The sequence below is a fragment of the Thermobifida halotolerans genome, assembly GCF_003574835.2.
Classification (GTDB): domain Bacteria; phylum Actinomycetota; class Actinomycetes; order Streptosporangiales; family Streptosporangiaceae; genus Thermobifida; species Thermobifida halotolerans.
In genome coordinates this window covers 3,984,239-4,010,817 of the sequence record NZ_CP063196.1, presented here as the reverse complement: position 1 = coordinate 4,010,817, position 26,579 = coordinate 3,984,239, and the positions used below count along the sequence as shown (strand labels likewise).

The following is a 26,579-nucleotide window of genomic DNA, read 5'->3' as shown; positions in this document are numbered from 1 at the left end:
CGGGTCCTACCGCTCCGGGCCGTCCTGCATCATCCTGACCGCGCCGGGGGACAGGCGGGACCAGGGCAGCGCCAGGGCGGCGGCGCCCAGGGCACCCACGGCGCCCGCTGAGGCGATGACGAGGTGGGCGCCGATGTGTTCCACCAGGAAGCTGGCCACCGCGATGCTGATCCCCTGGGCGACCTGGAGTCCCGCCGCCACCAGGCCGAACGCCGCCCCGCGGCCGACCGAGGGCGCGCACAGCACGAACGTGGCGTTGGCCACGAACTGGTAGGACGCGGCCATGCCCGAGACCACCAGGAGCAGCACCATCGCCCACAGCGGGGGTTCGAGCACCCAGGCCACCAGGGGGAGTGACGCGACCACCGCCAGGGGGCCCAGCAGGCGGGTGCGTGTCTCCGGCGAGACCAGGCGGGTCAGCGGGAGACCGCCGAGTATCGCCCCGATCGACGGGGCCGCCATGATGAGACCCGCGGTCGCCGCCCCGCCGCCCATCTCCGCGGCCATCGGGGTGGCGATCCCGTAGGGGATGACGTAGCACCCGGCGAGCCAGGCGAGCAGGGCCAGGGTGCGCAGCCGCGCGTCGGTGAGGACCAGACGCGGTCCGTCCCGCATGACCTGCCACAGGGAGGGGCGGTCGGACTCCCTGGCCGTCGGCGCGGGCCTGGGGCGCACCCACAGCGCGATGATGGCCGCCGAGGCCAGGAACGTCAGTCCGTTGTAGAGCACGGCGGGACGGGCGTCGATCAGGGCGACCACGGCGCCGCCCGCGGCCAGGCCCACCAGGGTGCCCGCCTGGGAGGTGAGGTTGATGAGGGTGGAACCGGCGACGAAGCGCTCGCCCTGGGCGATCTGGGTCAGTAGCGCGGCCCGGGCCGCGCCGAACGGGATGGTGGGCAGCACCGAGCAGAACAGCAACAGCCAGATGGCCCCCACCGGGAGTCCGGGAATGCTGATGCACGCGACCAGCACGGCGCGCACCACGTCGCTGACGATCATGATGCGGCGGCGGGGCAGCAGGTCGGCCAGGCCCGACAGCAGCGGTCCCGCGATGAGCGGGGGCAGGAAGGTCAACGCGAGGGTGAGGCCGGTGGCCAGAGCGGAGTCGGTGCGCTGGTACACCAGCACCGCCACGGCGATGTTCAGCAGGTAGCTGCCGGTCATCGACAGCGCGTGGGCCAACCACAGCGCCCGGAACTCGCCGATGCGGAGCACGTCTCGGTAGCCGCTGCGCCAGTTGGAGGGCGGCGAGGGGGCTGCGGGCGGGTCGGCGTGGCCGGAGTCCTCGAACGCGGGCAGCTGTTCGTGCCGTCCGTCGCTCTGTCGTGGAATACCATGGCCGAAACTGTCCGCACGCGGATTACGCACTCTTCGCCGACCCCTCGCACTCAGTCACTATAAGTCGTCGTCTGATGACATAGCGTCCCTGGAGCTGGCGAGATTGGCAAGCGGTTTACCGAAATCGCGCGGTTTCGTTCGGCATCTCACACCGTTGATCGCGCTTTTGGCGGTTGTCCGTCCGCGGTTTCGGTCGCGTTGTCGGCGATTCCGGTCCGATTCAGGACCAGCCGAGTTCATGCAGGCGTTCGTCGTCGATCCCGAAATGGTGGGCGATCTCGTGGACCACGGTGATCCGCACCTCGTCCACGACGTCCTCCTCGGTGTCGCAGATCGCGAGGATCTCCCGCCAGTAGATGAGGATCCGGTCCGGTAGCACCCCGCTGTAGCTGTCTCCCCGCTCGGTCAGCGGCACGCCCTCGTACAGACCGAGCAGTCCCGGCACCGGGGGGTTCTCGGCGATGGTGATCACCACGTTGTCGATGTAGCTCGTCAGTTCGGGTGGAATGGAGTCCAGGGCGTCCGCGACGAGCTCCTCGAAGTGGCGGCGGGAAGTTTCGATCACGTCTCGTATTGTGCGCCACAGGGGTAGGGAAAGCGAAGGGCCGTGGCAGCGGCGTCCGTGAGCACTGGTGACCTTGGGAGGCGACGCGGTGGAGCGGCGAGCAGTCCTTGCCCGGATCGGTCCGGCCTTCCACCCGGAGGTCTGGGGGAGGCTGCGGAACTGGTTCGGGCGGGTGCGCCGGGGCTGGGTGTGGCGTGTCGCGGCGGTTCTCCTCGCCGGAATCGCCGGCGGATGGGTCGGACTGGCCGTGGGCGGCCAGGTGCTCACCCCGGTCGGCCCGGCCGACGTCAATCTCAGTGTCAGCCCCTCATGGCACGGCGAGACCGTCATCAACATCGCCCCCCTCGGCAAGCTGGCCTTCGACACGCACGCCGCGCCGCTGCGCTTCGAGGCCACGATCGCCGAGATCCGGCTCGCCGCGGCCGAGGAGATGTTCCAGAACCCCGACTCGATCAACCGGCTCGGCGCGAGCATCGTCTCGGACCTGAAGCAGGGGATCGTGGCCCTGGCGTGGCGGGCCGTGCTGTTCTCGGTCGGCACCGCGGCCCTGGGGGCGCTGCTGCTCTTCCGCAGTTGGGCGCGCGCCCTGCTCAGCGCGCTCACCGCGCTGACGATGCTGGTCGCGGGGAGCGGGGCGACGTACCTGACCTTCAACCCGGGAGCGATCGCCGAACCCCGCTACACCGGTCTGCTCGCGGGCGCCCCGCAGGTGGTGGGCAGCGCGGAGGACGTGATCAACCACTTCTCCGAGTACCAGGCCCAGTTGGCGGGCCTGGTCGGCAACGTCTCGCAGTTGTACCAGGTGACGTCGGCGCTGCCCGTCTACGAGCAGGACGCCTCCACCATCCGGGTCCTGCACGTCTCGGACCTGCACCTCAACCCGGCGGCGTGGGAGGTCATCGGCTCCCTGGTGGAGCAGTTCCAGGTGCACGTGGTCGTCGACTCCGGGGACATCAGCGACCGGGGCAGCGCCGCCGAGGACGTCTTCATGGACCAGATCGCCGACCTGGACGTGCCGTACGTGTGGGTGCGCGGCAACCACGACTCGATGGGCACCCAGCGCGCGGTCGCGGCGCAGCCCAACGCGGTGGTGCTGGACGACGACATCGCCGAGGTGGCGGGGCTGCGTTTCTACGGGGCGGGCGACCCCCGCTTCACGCCGGACAAGGCGCTGGACAACCCGACCAACGAGGAGGTCGCCGCGATCGGCGCGGAGCAGGCGCGCGGCATCGAGGACGCCGACCCGCCGGTGGACGTCGCGGTGCTGCACGATCCGCTCCAGGGGGCGGCGTTCAGCGGGGTGGTGCCGCTGGTGCTGTCGGGGCACGGCCACAAGCGCTGGACGGAGGTGCGGGAGACCGGCACCCGGTTCTTCGTGCAGGGTTCCACGGGCGGTGCGGGGCTGCGCGGTCTGGAGCACGACGAGCCCACTCCGTACGAGGCGTCGGTGCTGTACTTCGACGCCGAGACCAAGCGTCTCCACGCGTGGGACGACATCACCCTGGGCGGACTGGGGCTGAGTTCGGCGCAGATCGAACGGCACGTGGAGACCGACCCCGACCGGGAGATCGTCCCGTTGCCGGCCACTCCCGGACCGTCCGTGACGCCGTCGCCCACCTCCACGCCCACGGGGGCGCCGACGCCCACTCCCACCGCCACGGGGTCGCCGCAGTGACGGGGCGGGAAACCACTTTGGCACTTGGTCCCGATGTCCCCTATGCTTAACCCGTCCCCGACGGCAGACGAAACGGGAAATGACGACTCGTTCGTCGTCGAGGCCCCCATCGTCTAGTGGCCTAGGACGCCGCCCTTTCAAGGCGGTAACGCGGGTTCGAATCCCGTTGGGGGTACGGCAACGGTCCGAAGCACTGTCGAAGTCTGACAGAATGAAGACCGCGCGGAGGACGCGAAAGACCTGATAGAATCAGGAAAGACGCGGACAAGGCGGACAAAATAAATAGCAAGGTCCTGTGGAGCAGTTTGGAGTGCTCGCCACCCTGTCAAGGTGGAGGCCGCGGGTTCAAATCCCGTCAGGACCGCTCGGCTCACGGTAGAGTGTGGCTGGGGCCAGGTAGCTCAGTTGGTACGAGCGTCCGCCTGAAAAGCGGAAGGTCGGCGGTTCGACCCCGCCCCTGGCCACTCCGACAGGCAGCGCAGAAGCCCGGAACCCTTGAGGTTCCGGGCTTTCTGGTTTCTCTCAGTCGGGGATGTCCCTGTCCGGACTGGGGGTCAGGACGTGGCCCTTGTGGCCGACCAGCCGTCCGGGGCCGTGCAGGCCGGTCTCCAGGAGGAGCTGGCGGCCGGTGGAGTAGGCCAGGACCGGTGCCGCCAGCGTGCCGAGGAAGAGCAGCGCACCGGGCAGGCGGACCGTGTTGTCCGCTGGCCCCATGAGGAAGTAGTACATCGTCGCCGCGAAGCAGAGGGCGAAGACCGCGAAGAGCACCGCCCACAGGGCGCGCAGCGCGACGGTGGGGCCCGTGCTGAGCAACCGGTACCGCAGGGTCAGCCCGCAGGTTCCGCAGGTGGCCGCGGCCCGCGCGGTGCGGCCGGGAACCCGGGCGATGGGTATGGGCCAGGTCTCGTACCGGGGAAGCACCGCGGTCGGTCCGGGGTCGGAGGTCAGGGTGTGCGCCAGGCGGTAACCGGGGCCTGGGCCGATGGGACGGAGCATCGCGGGTCTCGGCTTCTCGGTGTGTGTCGGGGCGGGTGGGCGGCCGGAGCGCTGACCGGCTCCGGCACGCCGGTGTGACCTTCCTACCCCGGGGTCCGGAACGGCAACCTCGCACAACCGCGTGCCGGGCGCCCCCGGAAGCGGCCCGGTTCAGTCTCCGGACTTCCGCTTCCCGCTGTTGGCGGCCACCCCCATGCCCGAGCCGATCGCGACGCCGATGCCCAGGCCGATTCCGAGGCCCAGCATCAGGTTGTCCAGGGCGATCCCCAGGCTGGCGCCGATCGCGATGCCGATGGCCAGGCCCGCGCCCATGCCCGCGCTCGCGTTGTTCGCTTTGCGGTCCGCCATGCCGTCTCCCCGCCGTGGTCGGTTGCTTCGCTCTCTTTTCCGACGGACGCGGGCGGTGCCCGGTTCCTGGTCGGAGGAGAGGAGGGCGGGTCAGTCGGGAAGTCCCGGAAGCGCTTCCTCGATCCAGGACTGCACCTGGGGCCGGTCGTAGCCGCGCAGCACCACGCGGAAGGTCGCCGTCCTGGCCTCCTCCCGGGTGATGGCCGGGACGGAGCCGTCCCCCGCGACGGTGGCGGAGATCCGGCGGGCCACCGCGTCGACCTGGCCGCGGTCGTAGCCGCGCAACACCACGTCGAACACCGGGATCGAATACGTTCCGGGCAGCCGGACACGTTCCTCGCCCGCCCCCGGCGCGGACTGTGCGACGGCGCCCGCGGTCTCGGCGATCCACCGGTCGACCTGGGCCCGGTCGTAGCCGCGCAGCACCACGTCGAACGCCGGTGGGTAGCTGCCCGCGGGCAGGGACTCCCCATCGCCGTCCGCGCCGAGCACAAGCGCGACGAATCCCTCGACCTGGCCGCGGTCGTAGCCGCGCAACACCACGTCGAACACCGGAGCCGGGACACTGTTCTGGGGGGTTTCTCCCATACGCACCCTTTCTGAGTTCTGCTTATCCAACCACACCGGGTGTCTCGCCTCGTGAGGAGAAACCGACCGCGGTGCGGCCGGGCGGGCTCCTGCTCCGCCCGGCCGCACCACACGGTCACTCGGTCGGGGCCCGTCTGCCACACAGCACGCCGAGAAAGATCCCGGTGCTCGATCCGGCGGCGAACCCGACGCCGATCCCCACGGGGACTCCGCCGAGCAGCAGCCCGACCAGGCTGCCCAGGGCGATGCCCATGCCGGTCCCGATGCCGAGACCGAGCGGAATTGACTGCCTGTGCTCCATCGCACTCCTCCTCCGCGGCCCACCCCCCTCTACCCCCTCCGATGCGCCGATGTTGCGGAGAGTTCCGATTCGGATGCGGAAAGCGGGGGTCGGGGCGTGCTCGCGACGCGGATCTACGCCCACCGCAGGGACTTCTTCGCCGATCCGTGGAGCTGGTTCGACCTGGTCATCGTGGCCGCCGCGCTGCTGCCCACCTCGGGGCCGTTCGCCGTGCTGCGGATGCTGCGGGTACTTCGGCTGCTCTCGGCGGTCCCCAGCCTGCGGCACGTCGTCGCGGGCCTGCTCAAGGCGCTGCCGGGAATGGCCTCCATCGCGCTGCTGGTGACGCTGCTGCTGTACGTGGCGGCGGTGATGGCGACCAAGCTGTTCCGCGACATCTCACCCGAGTACTTCGGGGACCTCTTCGCCTCGCCGTTCACCCTCTTCCAGATCATGACCGGGGACAGTTGGGGGGAGATCGCCAAGACGGTGACCGAGCACGAGCCGCTGTCGTGGATCTTCTTCGTCGGCTACATCCTCGCCTCCACCTTCATCGCGCTGAACCTGTTCATCGCGGTCGCCGTGGAGGCTCTGGAGCACGAGGGCGGCGGCGCGGAGGCGGACGCGCGCTACGAGGAGATCCTCGCCGAACTCCGGGCCCTGCGCTCCGAGATGGCCCGGCTGCGCGAGCGCGCCTAGTCGGCCCCGGGCGGCCGACGCCCGGAACGGACGGACGCGCTCCGGGCGGGTGCGGGAGTCAGGGGACGACGGCGTATTCGGTGTAGGCGCCGCAGGGACGGAAGCCCAGACGCCGGTAGACCGGTTCTCCCTCGGGCGACGCCTGGAGGACCGCTGTCCGGTATCCCCGGCTCCGGGCGGAGCGCAGCGCGGCGAGGGTGATGGCGCCGCCGAAGCCGCGCCGTCGGTACTCGGCCCGCGTGCAGATGTTGTAGACGCCCGCGACCCCCGCGTGGTGGCAGACCTCGGCCGAGCAGACCGGCTGGTCCGCGTGGTAGCCCACCAGGTAGTGGACCGGGCAGTGGGGAGCGAGCGCCGCCGGGGCGGCCTCGGCGAAGAACCGGTGGACGGTCGCCGCCGGAGGGTCCCAGTTCGCGGCGATGACGGCCGCGTAGTCGGCCAACTGCTGGGGGGTGGCGACCGGGTGGATGGCCAGTCCGTCGGGCGGGGGCTGGGCGGGGAGGTCGTCGAGTGGAGCCCACATGGCCGTCTCGCGCTCCGACACGTCCAGACCGGCGGCGGCCAGTCGGGCCGACAGGTCGAGCGGGGTCGATGCGGGGCCGACCCACCAGGAGAAGCGGCGCCCCGTCGCGGTCAGCTCCTCGACCGTCCGGGCGATGCGGGCGTCGGCGGTGTCGGCGGTGAAGCGCGCCAGGGCGACGATGTTGAAGGTGTCGTCGTCGAGGCGGCTGTCGGCGACCACCAGGTCGCCCGTCTCCGCGACGGTCATCGCGGGGGTGTCCCGTTGCAGGCAGGAGGCGTGTTCGGCCAGGTTGCGCTCCATCCTGACCAGAAGGTCGGTCTCGTCCCGGGGAGGTGGGGGCACGACGTCCATGGCCCCCAGTCCACCAGATCGGCGGCGACGGCGGCCAGGGGTTTCCCGGGGACGATTGTCCGTGGAATACCCTATGGGGGTATATTGCTCCTGTGGGAGGAAGACATCGGTTCTGCGGGAAGAGGCAGTCGTGAGTGTTCTGGGCAGACTCGGAATCTACGGGCTGGTGCTCGTGGCCGTGTTCGGAATCGCGTTCTGGGCGGGGACGCTGACCGGTCCGACCGGGACGGAGACCGCGCCCGCGACCATGCAGGAGCAGGAGCACTGATGAGCAGCGAAACCACACAGCGCCGCGACGCCGAGCGGATCGAACTGGCCATCGGCGGCATGACCTGCGCGTCGTGCGCCAACCGGATCGAACGCAAGCTCAACAAGCTCGACGGGGTCAGCGCCAGCGTCAACTACGCCACCGAGAAGGCGTCGGTGGAGTTCGGCGGCGGCGTCACCGCCGACGACCTGATCGCCACGGTCGAGAAGGCCGGATACACCGCCGCCCTGCCCGAGCCGCCGAAGGCGGAGAGGAGCGAGGAGCCGCGCCCCGCCGACCCGGTCGACGCGCTGCGCACCCGACTGGTGGTCAGCGCGGTGCTGTCGATCCCGGTCATCGCCATGGCGATGGTCCCGGCGCTGCAGTTCACCTACTGGCAGTGGGCGTCGCTGACCCTGGCCGCGCCGGTCGTGGTGTGGGGGGCGCTGCCCTTCCACGTCGCGGCGGCCAAGAACCTCCGCCTGGGCGAGGCCACCATGGACACGCTGGTGTCCATGGGCACCCTGGCCGCCTTCGCGTGGTCGCTGTACGCGCTGTTCCTCGGGGACGCGGGCATGCCCGGCATGACCCACCCCTTCGAACTCACCATCACCCGCACCGACGGCTCCACCAACATCTACCTGGAGGTCGCCGCCGGAGTCACCACCTTCATCCTGGCCGGACGCTACTTCGAGGCCCGCTCCAAGCGGCGGGCCGGAGCCGCGCTGCGCGCCCTGCTGGAACTGGGCGCCAAGGACGTCACGCTCCTGCGCGACGGACACGAGACGCGGGTCCCGGTCGAGCGGTTGGCCGTCGGCGACCGGTTCGTGGTGCGCCCCGGAGAGAAGATCGCGACCGACGGCGTCGTCGAGGAGGGCACCTCCGCCGTCGACATGAGCATGCTCACCGGCGAGTCCGTGCCGGTCGAGGTCGGCGCGGGCGACACCGTGGCGGGCGCGACCGTCAACGCGGGCGGCCGCATCGTGGTGCGCGCCACCCGGGTGGGCGCCGACACCCAGCTCGCCCAGATGGCGAAGCTGGTGGAGGAGGCCCAGAGCGGCAAGGCCGAGGTGCAGCGGCTCGCCGACCGGATCTCCGGTGTGTTCGTGCCCGTCGTGATCGCCCTGGCCGTGGCCACGCTCGGGTTCTGGGTGGGCGCCGGAGGGCCGGTGGGAGCGGCGTTCACCGCCGCGGTCGCGGTGCTCATCATCGCCTGCCCGTGCGCGCTGGGCCTGGCCACCCCCACCGCCCTGATGGTGGGTACCGGCCGCGGCGCGCAACTGGGCATCCTCATCAAGGGCCCCGAGGTGCTGGAGAGCACCCGCCGTGTCGACACGATCGTGCTCGACAAGACCGGAACCGTCACCACCGGCACCATGACCCTGGTCGACGCGGTCGTCGCCGACGGCGAGGACGAGACCGAGGTGCTGCGCCTGGCCGGAGCCGTGGAGCACGCCTCCGAGCACCCCATCGCCCGGGCCGTCGCCCGCGGCGCCGCCGACCGTGTCGGCGACCTGCCCCCGGTCACCGACTTCGACAACGAAGCGGGACTGGGCGTGCGGGGCGTCGTCGACGGCCACGCGGTGGTCGTCGGGCGGCCCGCGCTGCTGGCCGAGTGGTCCCTGGCGCTGCCCGAGGAGCTGGAGCGGGCGCGCGCGGCGGCCGAGGCGGAGGGGAAGACCGCGGTGGCGGTCGCCTGGGACGGCCGCGTCCGCGCGGTCCTCGCCGTCGCCGACGCGGTCAAGCCCACCAGCGCCGAGGCGGTGCGCCGCCTGCGCGAGCTGGGGCTGACCCCGATCCTGCTCACCGGCGACAACGAGGCCGTGGCGCGTACCGTGGCCGACCGGGTCGGTATCGACCAGGTCATCGCCGAGGTGCTGCCCGCCGACAAGGTCGACGTGGTCAAGCGGTTGCAGGACGAGGGCCGGACCGTGGCGATGGTCGGCGACGGCGTCAACGACGCCGCGGCCCTGGCCCAGGCCGACCTCGGGCTGGCGATGGGCACCGGCACCGACGCCGCCATCGAGGCCGGCGACCTCACCCTGGTCCGCGGCGACCTTCGGGTGGCCGTCGACGCCATCCGGCTGTCGCGGCGCACCCTGGCCACCATCAAGGGCAACCTGTTCTGGGCCTTCGCCTACAACGTCGCCGCCCTGCCGCTGGCCGCGGCAGGACTGCTCAACCCGATGATCGCGGGCGCGGCCATGGCGTTCTCCAGCGTCTTCGTGGTCAGCAACAGCCTGCGCCTGCGCGGCTTCCGGCCCCACGCCGTGAGCTGAGCGGGAGCCGGCCGGTTGCCCGCCGACGGCCGTCGGCGGGCAACCGGCCGGCGGTGGCGTGCGTGCTCACCGCTGCTGTCGGTCCAGCGGTCGGGGCTCTCCCGTGACCCAGGAGCAGACGGCCTTCGCGGTCTCCTCAACCGGAGCATTGGTGGTGTCCAGTAGCGACATCGGCGGGGACATCGTGGCGGCGTTCGCCCGGATCCACTCCGCGTACTCCAGCATCTCGGCGATGCGCGGCTCGTCCCACTCCCGCCACGCGGGTCGGGCCCGCAGCCGTTCGGCGAGCACGTCGGGGTCGCACATCAGGGACAGGTAGCGGATCTCGGAGAACAGCGCGCGCTCCGGCAGCGGCTCGAACTCCGGGGGGACCACCGTGCCGCACAGCACGACGGGGCGGCCGCTCTGGTGGATCATCGCGATCATCCGCAGCCACGTCGAGCGGAACGTCCGGTGGTCGTGGGAGGCGTCGCGCAGTCCGGCCACCCACAGGACGTCCTGTTCCAGCACCACGTAGCGGTCCGACAGCCACTCGGTCAGCAGCCGTCCGACGGTGGACTTGCCGGTGCCGCTGGGACCGGTCACGGAGAACAGGGGCAGCCGCCGGAACGGCTGCCGGTGCCCGCACTCGACGCAGTGGAGCACCGGCCCGTCCGGGGCGACCACGGGGGTGTCCGTGTACGCGCCGCAGCGCGCACAGATCAGCGGATTCACAGTCGGGGTCTAGTCGAACAGCTCCTCGAGGAAGCTCTTGCGGCGCCGCTTGTGCCCGTAGGGGCGCGGGGAGTCCCCGTAGTAGGGGCGCGGCGAGTCGGCGTAGCCGTAGGGGCGCGGGGAGTCCGGCCGGTGGTGGTAGCCCGGAGGCGGCGCCGCGTGGGGCGGAGCCGCGGGGGGCGGCGGGGGAGCGGGAGCGTAGTGGCGCTGCTCGGCGGCGACGATCTGCTCCAGCTCACCGGCGTCGAGGAAGACCCCCCGGCATCTTTCGCACTGGTCGATGTGGACGCCCATGCGGTCGAAGGTACGCATGCGGCCTTGGCACTTAGGACAAATCACGCTGCCATCGTATGCGGCACCGCCCTTCCTTGGGCAACGCCTCCACTGAACCGTGCGACCGAAATCGGTCGACATCCCCCCGGACCGGAGAAGACCGCAGGTCGTCCCGGTGCGAGGGGCGAAACCCCGACACCGGGAGGAGGAAGCGCCGTCCGGCGCGGGGCTCGGCACGCCCCGATCCTTCTAAAATCCGGATGGGGCGCCGCACCGGTAGGCCGCGCCAGTACCAGACCGAGGAAGCCGCCGATGAGCACTGATTCCCCCCAGCCTCCCGATTTTCTGCTCGCCGGTCGGTACCGGCTGCACCGGCTCATCGGCGAGGGAGGGATGGGGCGTGTCTGGGAGGGGGTCGACGAACTCCTGGACCGGCCGGTGGCCATCAAGGAACTCACCATCAACGAGCACCTTCCGCCGCAGGAGATCGAGGTCCTGCGCGCCCGGATGCTGCGTGAGGCCCGCAGCGCCGCCCAGCTCAGCCATCCGTCGATCATCACCGTGTTCGACGTGGTGGAGAAGGACGGCTTTCCGTGGATCGTCATGGAACTCGTCAAGGGCAGGTCCCTCAGCGAGATCATCAAGGAGGAGGGGACCGTCACCCCCGAGCGGGCCGCCAACATCGGGCTCCAGGTGGCCGCGGCGCTCTCCGTGGCCCACCAGCGCGGGATCGTGCACCGCGACATCAAACCCGGCAACGTACTCGTGGCCCGGGGCGACCGGGCGGTGCTCACCGACTTCGGCATCGCCTACCTGGAGGGCAGCAGCCGGCTGACCCGCACCGGGAACCTGCTGGGCTCGCCCAGCTACCTCGCGCCGGAGCAGGCCCGCGGGGAGCCCGCCAGCCCGGCCGCCGACATGTGGGCGCTGGGCACCACCCTGTACGCGGCCGTCCACGGGGCGCCGCCGTTCCAGCGCTCCACCCCGATGGCGACGCTCACCGCGGTCGTGGTCGACGAGGTGCCCCCGGCGGTGCAGGCGGGGCCGCTGCGGCCGCTGCTGGAGCGGCTGCTCGACAAGGACCCGCAGGGGCGTCCCACGGTCCACGAGGCCGTCGAGGAGCTGCAGCGGGTCGTGATGAGCTCGCCTCCGGCGGTGCCGGCCGCGTCCGATCCGGAACCGGAGGTGAGGCAGGGCGCCACCGCCGCAACGGTCTCCGACGGATCGGTCGAGGACACCAGTTCACTGCCGCTGTCTCCGGTGCCGCGGAGCGGGGACGGAGGCGGCGGGGGCAGGGTGGTCGCGCTGCTGGCCGTGGCACTGGTCGTGGTGGGGGCGGTGATCGCGGCCGTGGTGCTGCTGGTGCCTCCGATGGGCGAGGACCGGTCGGGCGGCGGGCAGGCGGAGGCGACGGGCGCTCCGCAGGAGTCCGAGGAGGCGGAGCCGGGGCAGGCGCGGTCCCCGGAGACCGCCGAGCCGCCCGCGGACGAGGACGGAAACGGGGACGGCGGCGGGGACGGGGAGGACGACTACTCCGGTCCGCCGCTGACCCGGCACGAGGACTCCACCGGCTTCTCCCTCGACGTCCCCGAGGACTGGGCGGTCGACCGGCAGGGCAGCAGTGTCTTCTTCCGCAACCCCGACGGCGGCTACCTCCAGGTGGACCAGACCGACTCCCCCGGCGACGACGCCAAGGAGGACTGGGAGGTCCAGGAGCGGGGAGCGTCGGGGCGGTTCTCCGACTACGAGCTGATCGGGATCGAGAACTCCGACCACCCCTCCATGGAGCGCTACGTCACCGCCTCGGACTGGGAGTTCACCTTCACCAGCGGCGGCCGTCGGATGCACGCGGTCAACCGGGGCTTCCACACCGAGGAGAAGGGCTACGCCCTGTTCCTGGTGTATCCGGAGGACGGCTGGGAGGAGACGGGCGCGCGGTTGCTGGACCGGATGTCGGAGAGCTTCGAGCCCGCGGCGTGAGCGCCACGGGGAGGAAGTCGGGGCCGGGGTGCCCGCACGCACCCCGGCCCCTGGGTGGCTCAAGTCTCGAGGCGAGCTCTTCAGGTGGCGAAGAGCCGGGGTGCCCGCACGCACCCCAACCCTTCCAGGGCTGGCTCAAGCCTCGGAGACGAGCCCTTCGGGGGGTGAAGGGCCGGGGCGCCCGCACGCACCCCGGCCCTTCTGGGAGTGGCTCAAGTGGGGGTGAGCCATCCATGGTGAAGGTTCCGGTGACCGGGTCGGCCCTCCCGGGAAGGGCCGCCGGTTCGGGGCTCAAAGACCTCTTGTTGGAGGATGAACGGTGGCCACCCTGAGGATGGGAGGAGTGGAGGAAGGCAGCCACCGCCCAACAAGGGATCTTCTCCTGACCTTTTGGGAGCGCTCCCAAGCGGTCGATACCCATTATTTGTGGCGCGCTTCATAGATGTCAATGGGTTTGGGGCGGGAAAGTGAGCAAATCATTACATAACGCTTTGACCTCGAAAAATGCCACGGAGTAATCGGCGCTCCTCCGAAGGCCGACCGCGACCACCCGCCACGGGCCCCGCAGGGGGTAGGACGGTAGTCATGACCACTGTCCCAACCCAGGAACACGCCCCGCTCGCCAGGGCGCTCGCCGCGGCCGTGAGCGGAGAGGTGGACTTCTCCCCGCTGGCCCGGGCGCTCTACTCCGCCGACGCCTCCGTCTACCGCCGCGCCCCCCTCGGCGTCGTCCTCCCCCGGAGCGCCGACGACATCGCGGCGGCGCTGGAGATCTGCCGGGAGCGGGGCGTGAGCGTCACCATGCGCGGCGGCGGCACCTCGTGCGGCGGGCAGGCGCTCGGCGCCGGGGTGGTCGTCGACACCTCCCGCCACCTCAACCGCGTGCTGAGCGTGGACCCCGAGGCGCGGCGGGCCGTCGTGGAACCGGGCGTCGTCCTGGGCACCCTGCGCTCCGCCGTCGCCGGGCACGGACTCACCTTCGGCCCCGACCCCTCCACGCACAACCGCTGCACCCTCGGCGGCATGGTCGGCAACAACGCGTGCGGCTCCCACTCGGTGGCCTGGGGCACCACCGCCGACAACGTCACCGCACTGGAGGTCCTCACCGCCGACGGACGCCGCCGCACCGTCACCGCCGACCTGATCAGCGACCCCGACGGACTGCCCGACCGCGCCCTCATGGAGGGGCTGAACGCCGTCGCCGAGGGCAACCTCGCGCCCGTCCGCACCGAACTGGACCGCTTCCGCAGGCAGGTGTCCGGCTACCCGCTCCACCACCTGCTGCCCGAACGCCGCCACTACGCCCGCAGCCTCGTGGGCACCGAGGGCGGCTGCGCCGTCGTCACCTCCGCCACCCTCGCCCTGGTGCCCGCCCCCGCCGAACGGGTCCTCCTCCTCGTCGGATGCGCCGACCGCTACGCCGCCGCCGAACTCGCCCCGGCGTTCCTGGAGTACGGCCCGCTCACCGTCGAGGGCATGGACACCGAACTCCTCGGCCCCCGCGTCACCGACCTGCCCGAGGGCGGCGCCTGGCTGTACGTGGAGTTCGGCGGCGCCACCCGCGCCGAGGCGCTGGACGCGGCCCGCCGCGCCGAACGCGTCTTCGCCCCGCACGCCCGCTCCACCCTGGTGGTCGCCGACCCGGCGGGCCGCGCCCGCCTGTGGCGCATCCGCGAGGACGCCGCCGGACTGGCCACCCGCCCGCCCGGCGGCGACGAGGCCTGGCCCGGCTGGGAGGACGCCTCCGTCCCCGCCGAGAACCTGGCCGCCTATCTCCGCGACTTCGGCGCGCTCTGCCGCGACGAGGGGCTGTCCGGCGCCGTCTACGGGCACTTCGGCGAGGGCTGCCTGCACGTGCGGCTCAACACGGAACTGACCACCCCCGAGGGCGTGGCCCGCTACCGCCGCTTCGCCGAGTCCGCCTGCGACATCGTGGTCAGACACGGCGGCGTGCCGTCGGGCGAGCACGGCGACGGCCAGGCCCGCTCGGAACTGCTGTCCCGGGTCTACTCGCCCGCCCTGCTGAACGCGTTCGCCGACGCCAAACAGGCGTGGGACCCGGACGACACGCTCAACCCCGGCATGGTGGTGCGGCCCCGCCCGCTGGACGAGGACGTGCGTCCGCTCGCCATGGCCGACCCGGTGCGCCCGGTCCTCCACCTCGCCGAGGACCGGGGGGACTTCGCGCGGGCGGTGCGCCGCTGCGTCGGCGTGGGCAGGTGCCGCGCCCACACCGGGGCGATGTGTCCCAGCTACCAGGTGACCCTCGAGGAGAAGGACTCCACGCGCGGCCGGGCGCGGGTGCTGGGGGAGATGCTGGCCGGCGAGGTCGTCACGGACGGCTGGCGCTCCACCGAGGTGCGCGAGGCGCTGGAGCTGTGCCTGTCGTGCCGGGCGTGCGCGAAGGAGTGCCCGGTCGGGGTGGACATGGCCGCCTACAAGTCGGAGTTCCTGCACCGCCACTACGGGCGCGGGCTCCGGCCGCGCGCCCACTACTCGATGGGGTGGCTGCCGGTGTGGCTGAAACCGGCGGGCCTGGTGCCGTGGCTGGTCAACGCCGTGAGCCGGTCCCCGCTGGCGGGACCGCTCAAACGGGTCGCGGGCATCGACCGGCGCAGGGAGCTGCCGGTGTTCGCCTCCCGCGCCCGGCGGCGCGCGGCGAACGCGGGCCGCACCCCGCTGCGGCGCGGGTTCGCCACCGACCGGCCGCGCGCGGTGCTGTGGACCGACAGCTTCAACCCCGCCTTCTCCCCGGACGTGCTCGCCGACGGCCGCGCGGTGCTGCGGGAGGCGGGCTGGGAGGTGCTGGACAGCCCGCAGAGCCTGTGCTGCGGGCTGACGTGGACCTCCACCGGGCAACTGGGGGTGGCGCGGGCCGTGGCGGCGCGGACGGTGCGCGCCCTGCTGCCCGCGGTGCGCGCGGGCGCGGTCGTGGTGGGCCTGGAGCCGAGCTGCGCCGAGCAGTTGCGCCGCGAGCTGCCGCGCCTGCTGGGCACGGACGAGGCCGCCGAGGTGGCGGGCGCGGTGCGCACCCTGGCCCAGGCGCTGGCCGAGTTCACCCCCGACTGGGAGCCGCCGCCGATCCGGGGCCGGGTGGTCGCGCAGGTGCACTGCCACCAGCACGCCGGGTCGGGCTGGCAGGCCGAGCGCGCTCTGCTGGAGCGGGCCGGAGCGGCCGTCGAGGTGCCGCAGACCTCCTGCTGCGGCCTGGCGGGCGACTTCGGGTTCGCCGACGGCCACTACGAGGTGTCGCTGGCCTGCGCGGAGAAGGCCCTGCTGCCCGCGGTGCGCGCGGCGGGCCCCGACGACGCGGTCCTCACCGAGGGCTTCAGCTGCCGCGTACAGGTGACCCAGGCCCACCCGGAGGCGAGACCGCTCCACCTGGCCAACCTGCTGCGCTCCCAGCACCGGTGATCTTGACGCCGGGGGCCACTCCCACCCGGATCTTTGGCCCCTGGCGTCGGTCTCAACGCTCGGTCACCGCCTGCGCCGCCCTCTCGATGGCGGTCTCCACCGCGCCCACCCGGTCGGCGAGCAGCCCCACCGCGCCCACGGCACGGGTCAGCGGGTCGTCCTCGGCGCCGCCGAGCGCCCGGGAGCGCCGGAACGCCGCCTTCACCCCGGACCAGCGCTCCCGCTGCTCCTCGGTCATCCGGCCGCGCAGCTCGGCCAGCTTCAGCAGGTTGGCCTCCGCCCCCGACGCCAGCGTCTGCGCCTCGCCCAGGTAGTGATCGTCGATCACCGCCTCCACCTCGGCGTCGTTCATCACCGGCACGATGCGCTCGGCCATCGCGTTCATGTTCCGGTAGGAGCCCTGGAGCACGAACGGCGGCTCGGTCCGCGCGTCGTCCGCCTGCGCCGCCGAGGCGATGTAGGCGCGGTTGGCGGCCAGCACCACCGCCTGCACCCGCAGCAGCTTGCGCAGCACCGACAGGATCTGCTCCAACTCCACCGACGAGTAGGGGTGGTCGAGCTGGTCGGGACGGACCCCCTCCTCGCCGCGGGCCAGCCGCACCAGCAGCCGCACGTCCCCGCGGTCGCGGGCGGACAGCGGTGCCAGTACCGGGTTGGCGGTCAGCGCGTTCTCGACGTAGCTCAGCGCGAACAGGTCGTCCTTACCGCTGAGCACGTCGCCGAGGTTCCACACGTCGGCGCGGTTGGCGAGCATGTCGGGGATGCGGAACCGCCTGCCCTCCTCGGTGTAGGGATTTCCGGCCATGCACACCGCGAACCGCTTGCCGCGCAGGTCGTAGGTGCGGGTGCGGCCGTTCCACACGCCCTCCATGCGACGCTGGCCGTCGCACAGCGAGACGAACTTCTGCAGCAGCTCCGGCGAGGTGTGCTGGATGTCGTCCAGGTACAGCAGCACGTTGTTCCCGGACTCCAGCGCGAACGAGATCTTCTCGACCTCCTGGCGCGCGGTGGCGTCGGGCGCCGCCTCCGGGTCCAGCGAGGTGACCGCGTGCCCCAGCGACGGGCCGTTCACCTTCACGAACATCAGGCCCAGGCGGCTGGCCACGTACTCCATGAGCGTGGTCTTGCCGTAGCCGGGCGGGGAGATGAGCAGCAGCAGCCCCATCTGGTCGGTGCGCCTGGCGTCGCCGGTCGCGCCCAGTTGCCTGGCGAGGTTGTCGCCGATCAGCGGCAGGTACACCTCGTCCAGCAACTGGTTGCGCACGAACGCGCTCAGTACCGCGGGCCGGTACTCGTCCAGGCGCAGCCGGGCGCGTTCGGCCGCCACCAGTTCGTTGCGCCGCCGCAGGTAGGCGCGGTAGGCGGGGACCCGTTCGGCGCGGAAGCGGCGCAGCCGCTCCAGGGTCTGGTCCAGGCGCAGCTCCAGGCGCCGCTCGCGGACGCGGGGGTGCGCGCCCAGCAGCCCCTCGACCGTCGCCGTCAGCGGCCCGGACGGCTCGTAGCGTTCCAGGTCGGCGGCGAGCAGCAGGGCGACCGCCTCGGGCAGGTCGGCGGCGTCGGCGTCGTCGCGGGTGGCCCGGAACGCCGTCAGCCACGCCGTCGCCAACTGGTGGCGGGCCGCCAGGTCCGGTCCGAGCGCGGCGAGGTCGGCGTCGAACTCGCGGCGCTCGGCCGAGCCGGTGGGCCCCAGGGCGCGCAGGAACCGGTCGACGAGCAGGCGCGCCCCGCCGCTCACGGCGAACCCGCCGGGGTCGGCGGCCAACTCCTCCACCAGGTACCCGCCCGCGTCGGCGGCGTGGTCGCGGTGGTCGGCCAGTCCGGCGCCGTCGAGGAACGCGGCGACGCGCGCCGCCAGTTCCGCGGCCAGCCCGGCGACCGCGTCGGCGACCCCCGTGCCGAACAGCGACCGCGCCCGCACCAGGGAGCGCGCCCGCGTCGTCCACGTCCGCCGGTCCGCCTCCTCGGCGCCGAACGCCCAGAACAGTTGGGCCGCCGCGCGTGCGGCGCCCGGATGGCGCAGCAGCCCCGCCCCGTCGGACAGGCGCAGCAGCACCGCCAGGATCGCGGCGGCGTCATGGTCGTGGACGCCGCGCTCGTAGCACTCGTCGTAGCGGGATTCCGCCTCCCGCCGCACCACGGCCGGCAGCCCGCCCGGGGTCTCGGCGGCCTCGCGCAGCACGGCCGCCGACAGTCCGCCCTGTCCGGCCTCGGCGGCGGCGAGGATCTCGGCGGCCAGGTACTCGGCCCGGTACACCTCCGGCGACTCCGACACCAGGGGCTGGTCCCAGAACGGTTCGGTCTCCTCGAAGCCGGGGTCGTCCACCCGGGACCGGTAGTCGGTGCCGGTGATGGTGAACGCCATGCGCCCCTCGTGCGGCACCATCGTCAGGTCGACGGGCTGGGTGTTGACGGCGAAGCGGTGGTTGCCCAGCCGGATCGCCTCGCCACCGTCGGTGAACAGGTCGAGCCGGTCGCGCAGCGCCCGCCCGGCCTCCTGGCGGGCGGCCTTGACCTGCCCCTCGATCTCCTCGGCGCGCACCTGGTCGCCGAGGCCGCGCAGCTCCCCGGCGGTGGCGCGGAGCTTCGCCACCATCGGGTCGGCGGCGAAGTAGGTGTTGACCTCGTCGAGGGAGTCCAGTGCGGCGGCGCGGCGGCGCACGCTGGTCAGGATGCGCTCGGCGGAGGCGGCGAGCCGGTCGGCGCGGCGGACGCGCTCGTCCAGCAGGGCCTGCTTGCGTGCGCTGAACGCCTCGTAGACGTTCTCGCGTTCGGCCTCCAGTTCGCCGAGGAAGTCGTCGAACTCGGCGAACCGCGACTCCAGGTTCTCGATCCGCAGCAGCAGCCGCCCCAGCTGCTCGTCGCACGCCTCGGGGGTGTCGGCCATCGCCAGCGCGCCGGTCACGGACTGGCCCAGCAGCGCGAACTCGGCGGCGAACGCGGCCCGCCCCTCCACCGACAGCAGCTCCCGGCGGCGCGCGTCCAGGGTGGCCCGCGCCCGGTTGACGGTGCCCAGCACCTCGGCGACGCGCTCCAGGATGCGGGTGCGCACGGCCGCGTCGGCGATGTCGAGGGAGCCGACGACCTCGGTGACGGTCTCCAGGCCCTCGGTCTGCTCGGCCAGCCGCCGCTGGAGCGGTTCGGCGTCCGCGGTGGCCCCGATCGACTCGGCGTCGCCGATCAGCGCGTCCACGGCGGCGTGGTAGCCGGTGAACGCGTCGGCGCCGCCGAGGAAGTCCACGGCTCGCCGCCCGGCGTCGGCGGTGTCCTCCTCCAGGGCGGAGGCCAGGGACTCCAGCCGGTCGGTGTCGATGTGGCGCAGGTCGCGCAGGGTCTCCAGGCGGCCGCGGGCGCGGCGCAGTCCGGCCAGACGGCGCACCCACCCGTCGGCGGAGGCGGGCGACTCCGAGCGGACCCGGCGGACCAGCGCGGTGATGTCGGTCTCCGCCTCGTCCAGCGCCCGCGCGGCCTGCGCGGTCAGCTCCTGGACCTTCTCGAACTCCTCCAGCACCTGTCCGGCGGTGGCCCGCACCCGCGACAGCGGCTCGGCCAGGTTGTGCAGTTCGTCCTCGCCCAGCCAGTGGTACTGGTCGAGGGTGCGCGCACAGGCGGCGATGAGCCCCTCGAACACCGGCCCCGCCGGGGTCATCTCGTGGACCATGCGGGTCACCGACAGCACGTCGGAGATGCCCCGCACCAGGTCGGCGTTGCCGACCCGCTCCAGGGGGCCGGTTCCGGCGGGTTGGCGGGCGGCGTGGGCGTCGGACTGGAACGGTGTCTGCCACACCTGCATCGGGTGGACGCGGGTGGGCTCGTCCGACAGGGCGCGGAACACCACCATGGTGCCGTCGTCGAAGACCGAGTAGCCGTGGCAGGAGATCGGGGTGGCGACCTCCTTGCGGATCACGTTGTAGGGCAGCAGCAGGCTGCGCCCCTCGGCCCGGGAGTGGAAGACGTAGAGCACGTCCTCGCCGTTGGGGGAGCGGACCAGCGACTGGAACTCCAGGTCGGTGACGTCGGTGTCGAAGGTCCTGACCAGCCCGGTGGACAGGTAGTAGCCGCCGGGGAAGATCAGCCCCTGGTCGTCGGGCAGCCGCTGGCAGGCCTGCCCGATGCCGTCGAGGCGGACCACGTCCCTGGTGCGGGTGTTGAACACCAGGTACCGGTACTCGGTCTCCTTGTACGGCAGGACGCGCAGCAGGATGAGCGGCCCCACCCGGGCGTGGCGCACGTCGGCGTCGGCGAGGCTCTGCAGCGGTTCGGCGACCGGTTCGCTGTAGACGCCCTCGCCGGTCTCGGTGTTGTTCTCGATCTTGATGGTCAGGTCGCCGCCGACCGTCTCCACGAACACCTCGTCGTAGACGGAGATGTGCGGGTGGCGGCCCAAAACGTGGTCCTCGCGGGTGGCCTCGACCCAGGCGAAGTCCTGCTGCGGCGGGAAGACGTGGTCCCGTTCGCCCTTGTTGTCCAGGTAGGACAGGCTGCCGTCGGCACCGATCCGCCAGCGCAGCACCCGGATGTCGGAGACGGCCGGGCCGGTCTGGAACACCGCCAGCAGGCGGCCCTCGACGCGCCGCAACTGCAGCAGCCGCGTGTCGCGGAAGTACCGGTACAGTTCGGCGAAGTCCCGCCGGAACCGCTCGTCGGCCAGCAGTTCGGGCAGTTCCTCCGCCGCCGTCTCGGCGAAGGAGAAGGCGCCGCCGTCGAAGGCGAAGCGGTGCAGCGAGAACACGTCGGAGACGTGCGTCTCCGTCTTCATCCCGATGAAGACGTTGTAGCCGAACAGCATCAGGTCGCCGACGGGCACGATGTCGCGCGGTACGCAGTTGTTGGCGGTGCGGATGCGTTCGGTGCCCAGCAGTTCCAGTTCGGCGCCGCCGAAGACCTCCAGCCGTGCGGCGTTGAGGGCCTCGGCGCGGCGCGCCAGTTCGGCGGCCTGCTCGCCCAGCCGGGCCCGGAGCACCTCGTAGGTGCCCATGTCGAGCCCGGCCCGGCCGTCGTCCGGCGTCGTGACGGGGTCGGTCACGGCGTCCTCACAGCTTCGGCGGGTTCGGCGCGGTGGCGGTGGGCTCCGACAGCGGCGTGTCGGCCACGCCCAGCTTCCGGGCCGACCGCAGCAGGGCGGACAGGCCGTCGGCCCTGGGGTCGCCCTCGTTGATCAGCTTGAGCAGCAGGGCCGAGAGGGTGAGGTTCTTGACGTCCGCGGAGTCGACCGACCCCAGCAGTCCGGCCAGGTCCTCGGGCAGGCTCCGGGAGCCGTCCAGCCACGGTTCGACCATGGTGCGGGCGGCGCCGGAGTGCGCCAGGAAGCCGTCCACGGCCCTGCCCGCGCCGACCGCGTTGACGACCCGGTCGAAGAACGCCCCGTCGCCGCCGACGATGTCGATGTCGGCGCTCTCCAGGCCCCTGCCGAGCACGTCGGCCTGGGCCGCGGCGATCTGGCGCTGCGCCTCGATCCCGGCGAGGCGGATCTCCTTGTCGGCCTCCAGACGCAGGCGGTACTCCTCGTGCTCCCGGGTGGCCTCGTCGAGCGCGGCCATCGCCTCGGCCTTGTCGTTGATGCCCTCGGCCTCGGCCTTGAGCTTCTCGCGGACGGCCTCGGCCTGGGCGAGGGCCTTCTGGCGGTCGGCGGCGGCCTGGGCGAGGCCGACCTTCTCGGTCTCCTCGGCCTGGGCGAGCGCCTTCTCGCGGGCGACGGCGGCCTCGGCGCGTCCCATCTTCTCCAGGACCTCGGCCTCGCGCTCGTTCACCTGCACCTGGGCCAGACCCTCGGCGGCGGCCTCGGCCTGCTTGCCCTCGGCCAGGCGGACGCTGGCGGCGGCGTCCAGTTCGGCGGCCTGCTGGCGCGCCTCGGCGAGGGTGAGCCGCTCGCGGGCGGCGTGCTCGGCGGCCTGCGCGGCGGCCTCGGCGGCCTTGATGCTCTTGACCAGTTCCTCCTGGGCCTCGCCCTCGGCGAGGATGACCGCGGTCTGGCGCTGGCGCTCGGCCTCCTCGACCGCGCGCAGCCTCTTGATGTTCTCCTCCTGCTCGGCGACGGTCCTCTCGACGGCGACGCGCTCGCGGACGACCTCGGCGATCTCGCGCCGTTCGGCCTCCAGCTCCTTGTCCTTGGCGTAGCGCGACAGCTCGGTCTCGCGTTCGCGGGAGATGACCTCCAGCAGGCGGTCCTTCTCGATGCGCTCGGTCTCGATGGCGATGACCCGTTCGCGGTTCTTCGCCGCCACCGCGATCTCGCGTTCCCGGTTCTCGCGCTGCACGCCCAGCTCCTGCTCGGCGCGGACGCGCGAGGTCTCGGCGCGCAGCATCTCCTCGGCGCGCACGATCTCGGTCTCGGCCTCGGTCTGCGCGCGCATCGTCTCGACCTCGCGCCTCTGCCTGGCCTCGGCCTCCTCGCGGCGGCGCTCCAGTTCGAGGATGGTCTCGCGCGCCTCGACGTTCTGGCGCTCGATCTCCTTCTCCTCGGTGCGGCGGTGCTCGTTGGTGCTGACGTTCTGCCGCGCGGTCAGCTCGGTGATCTTGCGGATGCCCTGGGCGTCGAGGATGTTGGCCGGGTCGAGCTGGACGAGCGGGGTCTGTTCCAGGTAGTCGATCGCCGCGTCCTCGAGGCTGTAGCCGTTGAGGTCGGTGCCGATCACGCTGATGATCCGGTCGCGGAACTCCTCGCGCTTGGTGTAGAGGTCCTCGAAGTCCAGGTGCTTGCCGACGGTCTTGAGCGCCTCGGAGAACTTGGCGTTGAACAGTTCCTGGAGGGTGGCCTGGTCGCTGGCGCGTTCGGTGCCGATGGCCTGGGCGACCTTGATGACGTCCTCGACGGTCTTGTTGACCCGCACGAAGAAGGTGATGCGGATGTCGGCGCGGATGTTGTCCCGGCAGATGAGGCCGTCCTTACCGGTCCGGGAGATCTCGATGGTCTTGACCGAGATGTCCATGACCTCGGCCTTGTGCAGGACGGGCAGGACGACGGCGCCGGTGAAGGTGACGTCGACCCTGCGGATCTTGGAGACGATCAGCGCCCTGCCCTGTTCGACCTTGCGGAACAGGCGGCTGATGACGATGACGAGTCCGAGCAGGACAAGCAGGAGGACAGCGATGAGTACGCCGACCCCCACAGCGATGGTGTCCATGGGCGGGTCCTAGCGTTCGGTGTTCGGGGGTTCAGGGGGTTGGGCGGTGGGGATCGAGTTCGGCGTCGTAGGCGGTGATCCAGAAGAACGCCCCGTCGGGGTCGTGGTCGACGATCAGCGCGGTACTGCCGGAGGTGAGGGGCTCCTCGCCGGTCTGACGCACCTGGACGAGCGCGGTGGAGCCGTCGGCGGCGGCGACCTCGGCCTGGCCGAAGTCCGTGTCCACCCGTCCGGTGCGGACCACGCACACCCGTCCGACGAAGTCGTGTCTGGAGGGTTCGCCGCCGCCGGGCAGGAAGCGCCGCCACAGCAGCGCGAAGAAACCGGCCGCCGCCCAGGCGCAGACCACGGCGACGGCGAGGACGACGATCCCGAGCGCGACGATCACGGGATCGGACAGGTCGACGCCGTCCAGGAGGGCGGTGCCGCTGAGGCTGGCGAACCACGCCACGGCGATCATGACCGAGAGCGACACGGTGACCGGGACTCCTCCGAGACCGATGGCCGACATGGCACCGGTGAGACCGTCCGTGTCGGCGCCGTCGGCGTCGAGCGCGTCGACCCCCAGAGCGCCGAGGACGACGAGACACCAGTAGCTGACCACCACGACCAGGGCGAAGCTGAACAGGACGGTGGGAAACCCGAGGGCGGCCGTGAAGAAGTCGCTCATGCCGGTCTGCCGCAACCCCTCTCCGCGTGTGAGGTTCCGCGAGCCGCGGTCTCGGTGCGCGGGAACCGCTGTTGCCGAGAACCTAGCGGCCGGGTTTCGGTCCGGCAACGGAATTGTCCACAACCGGTCACCGTCTGGCCCGGGGTGCTCTCCCGGACCAGACGACTGCGCGCCCGCGATCGCCACCGCGTTGGTCGCGGTGGCGGTCTTGCGGTTACTGAGATGCGGGGGAGAAAGTCCCGGTTCCGTACTGATCGCGAAAAGTTTCAGAAAACCTGACCGTCTCCTGCGGCGGGCGGAGGCGGCGGTGTGCGTCCGGGGCCGTCAAGCGCGGGGGCTCGGAGGCACGGCCGGGCGGGCCGTACGCCGTCGGACCGAGGGGCGGTGGAGGGCGCTGACCACCCGGCTGGCTAGGATACGCAGAGGTAAACAGTTGTTTACCCCAGCGCAGTCCCCTCCCTCGGCCCAAGGGAGCCCGCATGCCCGAAGTCTCCGTCCATCCCAGCCGCCACCCCCGCCTCCTCCTCGTCGCGATGGTCTTCGCCGGTGCGGTCACCGCGGTCATGCAGACCCTCGCGGTGCCGCTGCTGCCCACCCTCATCGACGGACTCCGCACCACCCACGGGACGGCGAGCTGGGTGGTCACCGCCGCACTGATCGCCGGAGCCGTGTCCACCCCGGTGCTCGGGCGCCTCGGCGACATGTACGGCAGACGCGAGGTGATGCTGTGCGCACTGGCCTCCCTCGTGGCGGGCTCCGCGCTGGCCGCCCTCAGCACGCACGTCCTGACGCTCGTCATGGGACGCACGCTCCAGGGGATCGCGTTGGCGGTGGTGCCGCTGGGCATCGGCGTCCTGCGTGACGTGCTGCCGCCCGAGAGGGTGGCGTTCTCGGCGGCGCTGATGAGCACCACGCTGGGTTTGGGCGCGGCCCTCGGCGTCCCGTTGACCTCGCTGATCGCGCGCTACGCCGACTGGCACGCGGTGTTCTGGATGAGCGGGGGACTCGGCCTGCTCTGCTTCGCGCTGGTGTTCGCCTTCGTGCCCCGGTCGGCGGCGCGCGGCGGCCGCTTCGACGCCCTCGGCACGCTCGGCCTCACCGCCGTCCTGGTCTGCTTCCTGGTCGCGGTGTCGCGGGGCGCGGAATGGGGATGGACCTCCGCGGCGGTGCTGGGCCTGCTCGCCGCGGCACTGGCCGTGGGCGCGGGCTGGGTGTACTACGAGACGCGCGTCCCCTCGCCCATCGTGGAACTGCGCGGCATGGTCAGTCCCGCCGTGCTGCTGACCAACCTCGCCACCCTGCTGATCGGGTTCTCCTTCTTCGTCAACTCCCTGGTCACCGCCCAACTGGTGCAGGAGCCGTCCGAGACCGGCTACGGTCTGGGCTTCTCCGTCCTCGCCGGAGGGCTGTGCATGCTGCCCTCCTCGATCTCCATGCTGCTGTTCGCGCCGATCGCGGCGCGGGTCGCCGCGGCTCGGGGACCCAAGACCGCCATCGCGGCGGGGATCGCGCTCATGGCCGCCGGCTACGCCCTGCGGCTGTTCACCAGTGAGAGCCTGGTCATGATCATCGTGGGCGCCACGGTGGTCGGCATCGGCACGGCCTTCCCCTACTCGACGCTGCCCGCCCTGCTCATGCGGCACGTCCCCAGGGAGCAGACCGGTGCGGCCAACGGTGTCAACGTCCTCATGCGGGTCGTGGGCCAGGCGATCTGCAGCGCCGTCGTGGCCGCCGTCCTCGGCGGAATGACGATGGAGGTCGGCGACGGGACCGCGCCCGCGTTCGAGGCCTATCTGACCATCTTCTTCGTGGCGGGCTGTGTGGCGGTGGGCGCGCTGGTGACCACCCTGCTGGTGTCCGACCGGAGGCCCGGTTCCGATATACAGAAAGACCACTGAGCAGTCTCGACCGGGAGTCGCGGGTGAACCACAGCAGCGGTCAGCAGGCAGCGCGGACAGCGGAGTCGAGCCGTCCGGCGATCCTGCGGGCCGCGCGCCGCGCCTTCGCGCTGCACCCCTACGCCGACGTGACCATCCGCTCCATCGCGGCCGACGCGGGCGTCAGCGCGGCGCTGGTCATCAAGCACTTCGGCACCAAGGAACGCCTGCTGCGCGCCTCGGCGGACTTCGCGGAGGCCGCCGAGCTGCTGCTCGACGCCCCGGCGGAGCGGCTCGGCGAGCACATGGTCCGCACCCTCGTCGCACTGCGCGAGAGGAACGGGGCCGACCCGCTGCTGCGCGTGGTCTTCTCCAGCGGTGCCCAGGACGAGCGCACGGTGGTGCGGGAGTACTTCCACACCCAGGTCACCGACGCGGTGGCGACCCGCCTGGACCCCCCGGATGTCCGCCTGCGCGCGGAACTGGTCGTCGCCCAGCTGCTCGGTCTGGGCGCGACCCTCAACGTCCACTACCGGGCCACCGGCCGCACGGCCGACACCGAACGGGTGGTGGAACTGTACGCCCCGGGGGTGCAGAGGCTGGTCACTCCCCGTTGAACCCGGCGGGGCCGAGCTGCGGAG

At 72.1% G+C, this 26,579-nt stretch carries 19 protein-coding genes, 3 tRNA genes and 1 pseudogene; 11 read left to right on the top strand and 12 right to left on the bottom strand.

The genetic code is table 11. From position 1 onward, the window contains the following. Positions 1–6 precede the first annotated feature (6 nt). Both NI17_RS17890 and NI17_RS17885 read right to left on the bottom strand, forming a co-directional pair. Positions 7–1,368 (bottom strand): MFS transporter, encoded by a 1,362-nt coding sequence (locus tag NI17_RS17890; protein WP_084012386.1) that lies wholly within the window; start codon positions 1,366–1,368, stop codon positions 7–9. A 190-nt stretch (positions 1,369–1,558) separates the two neighbouring features. Beyond that, a complete protein-coding gene (locus NI17_RS17885) occupies positions 1,559–1,903 on the bottom strand; it encodes a metallopeptidase family protein (protein WP_068688006.1) in 345 nt (114 codons plus the stop codon). Between the two features lie 88 nt (positions 1,904–1,991). On the opposite strand from NI17_RS17885, the gene NI17_RS17880 reads away from it, so the two are divergent. From NI17_RS17880 to NI17_RS17865, 4 genes are all read left to right on the top strand, one after another. Beyond that, complete coding sequence (locus NI17_RS17880; RefSeq protein WP_369975035.1) at positions 1,992–3,578, top strand: metallophosphoesterase family protein; 1,587 nt, start codon at positions 1,992–1,994, stop codon at positions 3,576–3,578. A 102-nt stretch (positions 3,579–3,680) separates the two neighbouring features. Continuing rightward, positions 3,681–3,753 (top strand) — tRNA-Glu (locus NI17_RS17875). Positions 3,754–3,867: 114 nt separating this feature from the next. Continuing rightward, positions 3,868–3,942, top strand: a tRNA-Asp gene (locus NI17_RS17870). Positions 3,943–3,968: 26 nt separating this feature from the next. Next, a tRNA-Phe gene (locus tag NI17_RS17865) sits at positions 3,969–4,042 on the top strand. 58 nt (positions 4,043–4,100) lie between these two features. Here NI17_RS17865 and NI17_RS17860 read toward each other — a convergent pair. The 4 genes from NI17_RS17860 to NI17_RS17845 all read right to left on the bottom strand — a co-directional run bounded on the left by NI17_RS17860 (position 4,101) and on the right by NI17_RS17845 (position 5,811). Then, positions 4,101–4,574 (bottom strand): hypothetical protein, encoded by a 474-nt coding sequence (locus NI17_RS17860; protein WP_068688008.1) that lies wholly within the window; start codon positions 4,572–4,574, stop codon positions 4,101–4,103. A 150-nt stretch (positions 4,575–4,724) separates the two neighbouring features. After that, the gene (locus NI17_RS17855; protein ID WP_068688009.1) at positions 4,725–4,922 is read right to left on the bottom strand and encodes a glycine zipper domain-containing protein; all 198 of its coding nucleotides are present in this window, start codon (positions 4,920–4,922) and stop codon (positions 4,725–4,727) included. 90 nt (positions 4,923–5,012) lie between these two features. After that, complete coding sequence (locus tag NI17_RS17850) at positions 5,013–5,510, bottom strand: hypothetical protein (RefSeq protein WP_068688010.1); 498 nt, start codon at positions 5,508–5,510, stop codon at positions 5,013–5,015. A gap of 115 nt (positions 5,511–5,625) precedes the next feature. Further along, entirely contained in the window at positions 5,626–5,811 is a 186-nt protein-coding gene (locus NI17_RS17845) for a hypothetical protein (protein ID WP_068688011.1), read from the bottom strand. 99 nt (positions 5,812–5,910) lie between these two features. Between NI17_RS17845 and NI17_RS17840 the strand changes: the two are divergent. Continuing rightward, positions 5,911–6,489: pseudogene (locus NI17_RS17840) on the top strand (ion transporter); the annotation flags it as partial. 58 nt (positions 6,490–6,547) lie between these two features. Here the strand turns inward: NI17_RS17840 and NI17_RS17835 are convergent. Then, positions 6,548–7,363, bottom strand: coding sequence for a GNAT family N-acetyltransferase (locus NI17_RS17835; RefSeq protein WP_199859918.1), 816 nt, complete (start codon positions 7,361–7,363; stop codon positions 6,548–6,550). Positions 7,364–7,493: 130 nt separating this feature from the next. Between NI17_RS17835 and NI17_RS17830 the strand changes: the two genes are divergently transcribed. After that, complete coding sequence (locus NI17_RS17830) at positions 7,494–7,631, top strand: hypothetical protein (protein ID WP_157129663.1); 138 nt, start codon at positions 7,494–7,496, stop codon at positions 7,629–7,631. Further along, the gene (locus NI17_RS17825; protein WP_068688404.1) at positions 7,631–9,889 is read left to right on the top strand and encodes a heavy metal translocating P-type ATPase; all 2,259 of its coding nucleotides are present in this window, start codon (positions 7,631–7,633) and stop codon (positions 9,887–9,889) included. Before NI17_RS17830 ends, NI17_RS17825 begins: the two co-directional genes overlap by 1 nt. Before the next feature lie 66 nt (positions 9,890–9,955). On the opposite strand, the gene NI17_RS17820 is transcribed toward NI17_RS17825, so the two are convergent. Both NI17_RS17820 and NI17_RS17815 read right to left on the bottom strand, forming a co-directional pair. Beyond that, positions 9,956–10,603 carry an AAA family ATPase gene (locus NI17_RS17820; protein WP_119267690.1) on the bottom strand — a complete coding sequence of 216 codons (648 nt, stop codon included), beginning with the start codon at positions 10,601–10,603 and terminating at the stop codon, positions 9,956–9,958. Positions 10,604–10,612: 9 nt separating this feature from the next. Then, positions 10,613–10,942: a TFIIB-type zinc ribbon-containing protein gene (locus NI17_RS17815; RefSeq protein ID WP_084012388.1), complete on the bottom strand. Its 330-nt coding sequence runs from the start codon at positions 10,940–10,942 to the stop codon at positions 10,613–10,615. Between the two features lie 246 nt (positions 10,943–11,188). Between NI17_RS17815 and NI17_RS17810 the strand changes: the two genes are divergently transcribed. Further along, positions 11,189–12,856: a serine/threonine-protein kinase gene (locus tag NI17_RS17810; protein ID WP_119267689.1), complete on the top strand. Its 1,668-nt coding sequence runs from the start codon at positions 11,189–11,191 to the stop codon at positions 12,854–12,856. Between the two features lie 585 nt (positions 12,857–13,441). Then, entirely contained in the window at positions 13,442–16,270 is a 2,829-nt protein-coding gene (locus NI17_RS17805) for an FAD-binding and (Fe-S)-binding domain-containing protein (RefSeq protein ID WP_068688015.1), read from the top strand. A 52-nt stretch (positions 16,271–16,322) separates the two neighbouring features. Here the strand turns inward: NI17_RS17805 and NI17_RS17800 are convergent, their stop codons facing one another. From NI17_RS17800 to NI17_RS17790, 3 genes are read right to left on the bottom strand one after another with little or no spacing between them, the layout of a single operon-like run. Beyond that, positions 16,323–21,245, bottom strand: a complete 4,923-nt coding sequence (locus NI17_RS17800) for a DNA repair ATPase (protein WP_243597719.1) — start codon at positions 21,243–21,245, stop codon at positions 16,323–16,325. A gap of 55 nt (positions 21,246–21,300) precedes the next feature. Continuing rightward, complete coding sequence (locus NI17_RS17795; RefSeq protein ID WP_068688016.1) at positions 21,301–23,391, bottom strand: SPFH domain-containing protein; 2,091 nt, start codon at positions 23,389–23,391, stop codon at positions 21,301–21,303. A 31-nt stretch (positions 23,392–23,422) separates the two neighbouring features. After that, on the bottom strand, positions 23,423–24,061 hold the full coding sequence (locus tag NI17_RS17790; RefSeq protein ID WP_068688406.1) for a hypothetical protein: 639 nt from the start codon (positions 24,059–24,061) through the stop codon (positions 23,423–23,425). Between the two features lie 479 nt (positions 24,062–24,540). Here NI17_RS17790 and NI17_RS17785 point away from each other — a divergent pair, with 479 nt between their 5' ends. Both NI17_RS17785 and NI17_RS17780 read left to right on the top strand, forming a co-directional pair. Beyond that, complete coding sequence (locus NI17_RS17785; protein WP_234401617.1) at positions 24,541–25,959, top strand: MFS transporter; 1,419 nt, start codon at positions 24,541–24,543, stop codon at positions 25,957–25,959. Positions 25,960–25,982: 23 nt separating this feature from the next. Then, entirely contained in the window at positions 25,983–26,555 is a 573-nt protein-coding gene (locus NI17_RS17780; protein WP_068688017.1) for a TetR/AcrR family transcriptional regulator, read from the top strand. The last annotated feature ends 24 nt before the right edge of the window (positions 26,556–26,579 follow it).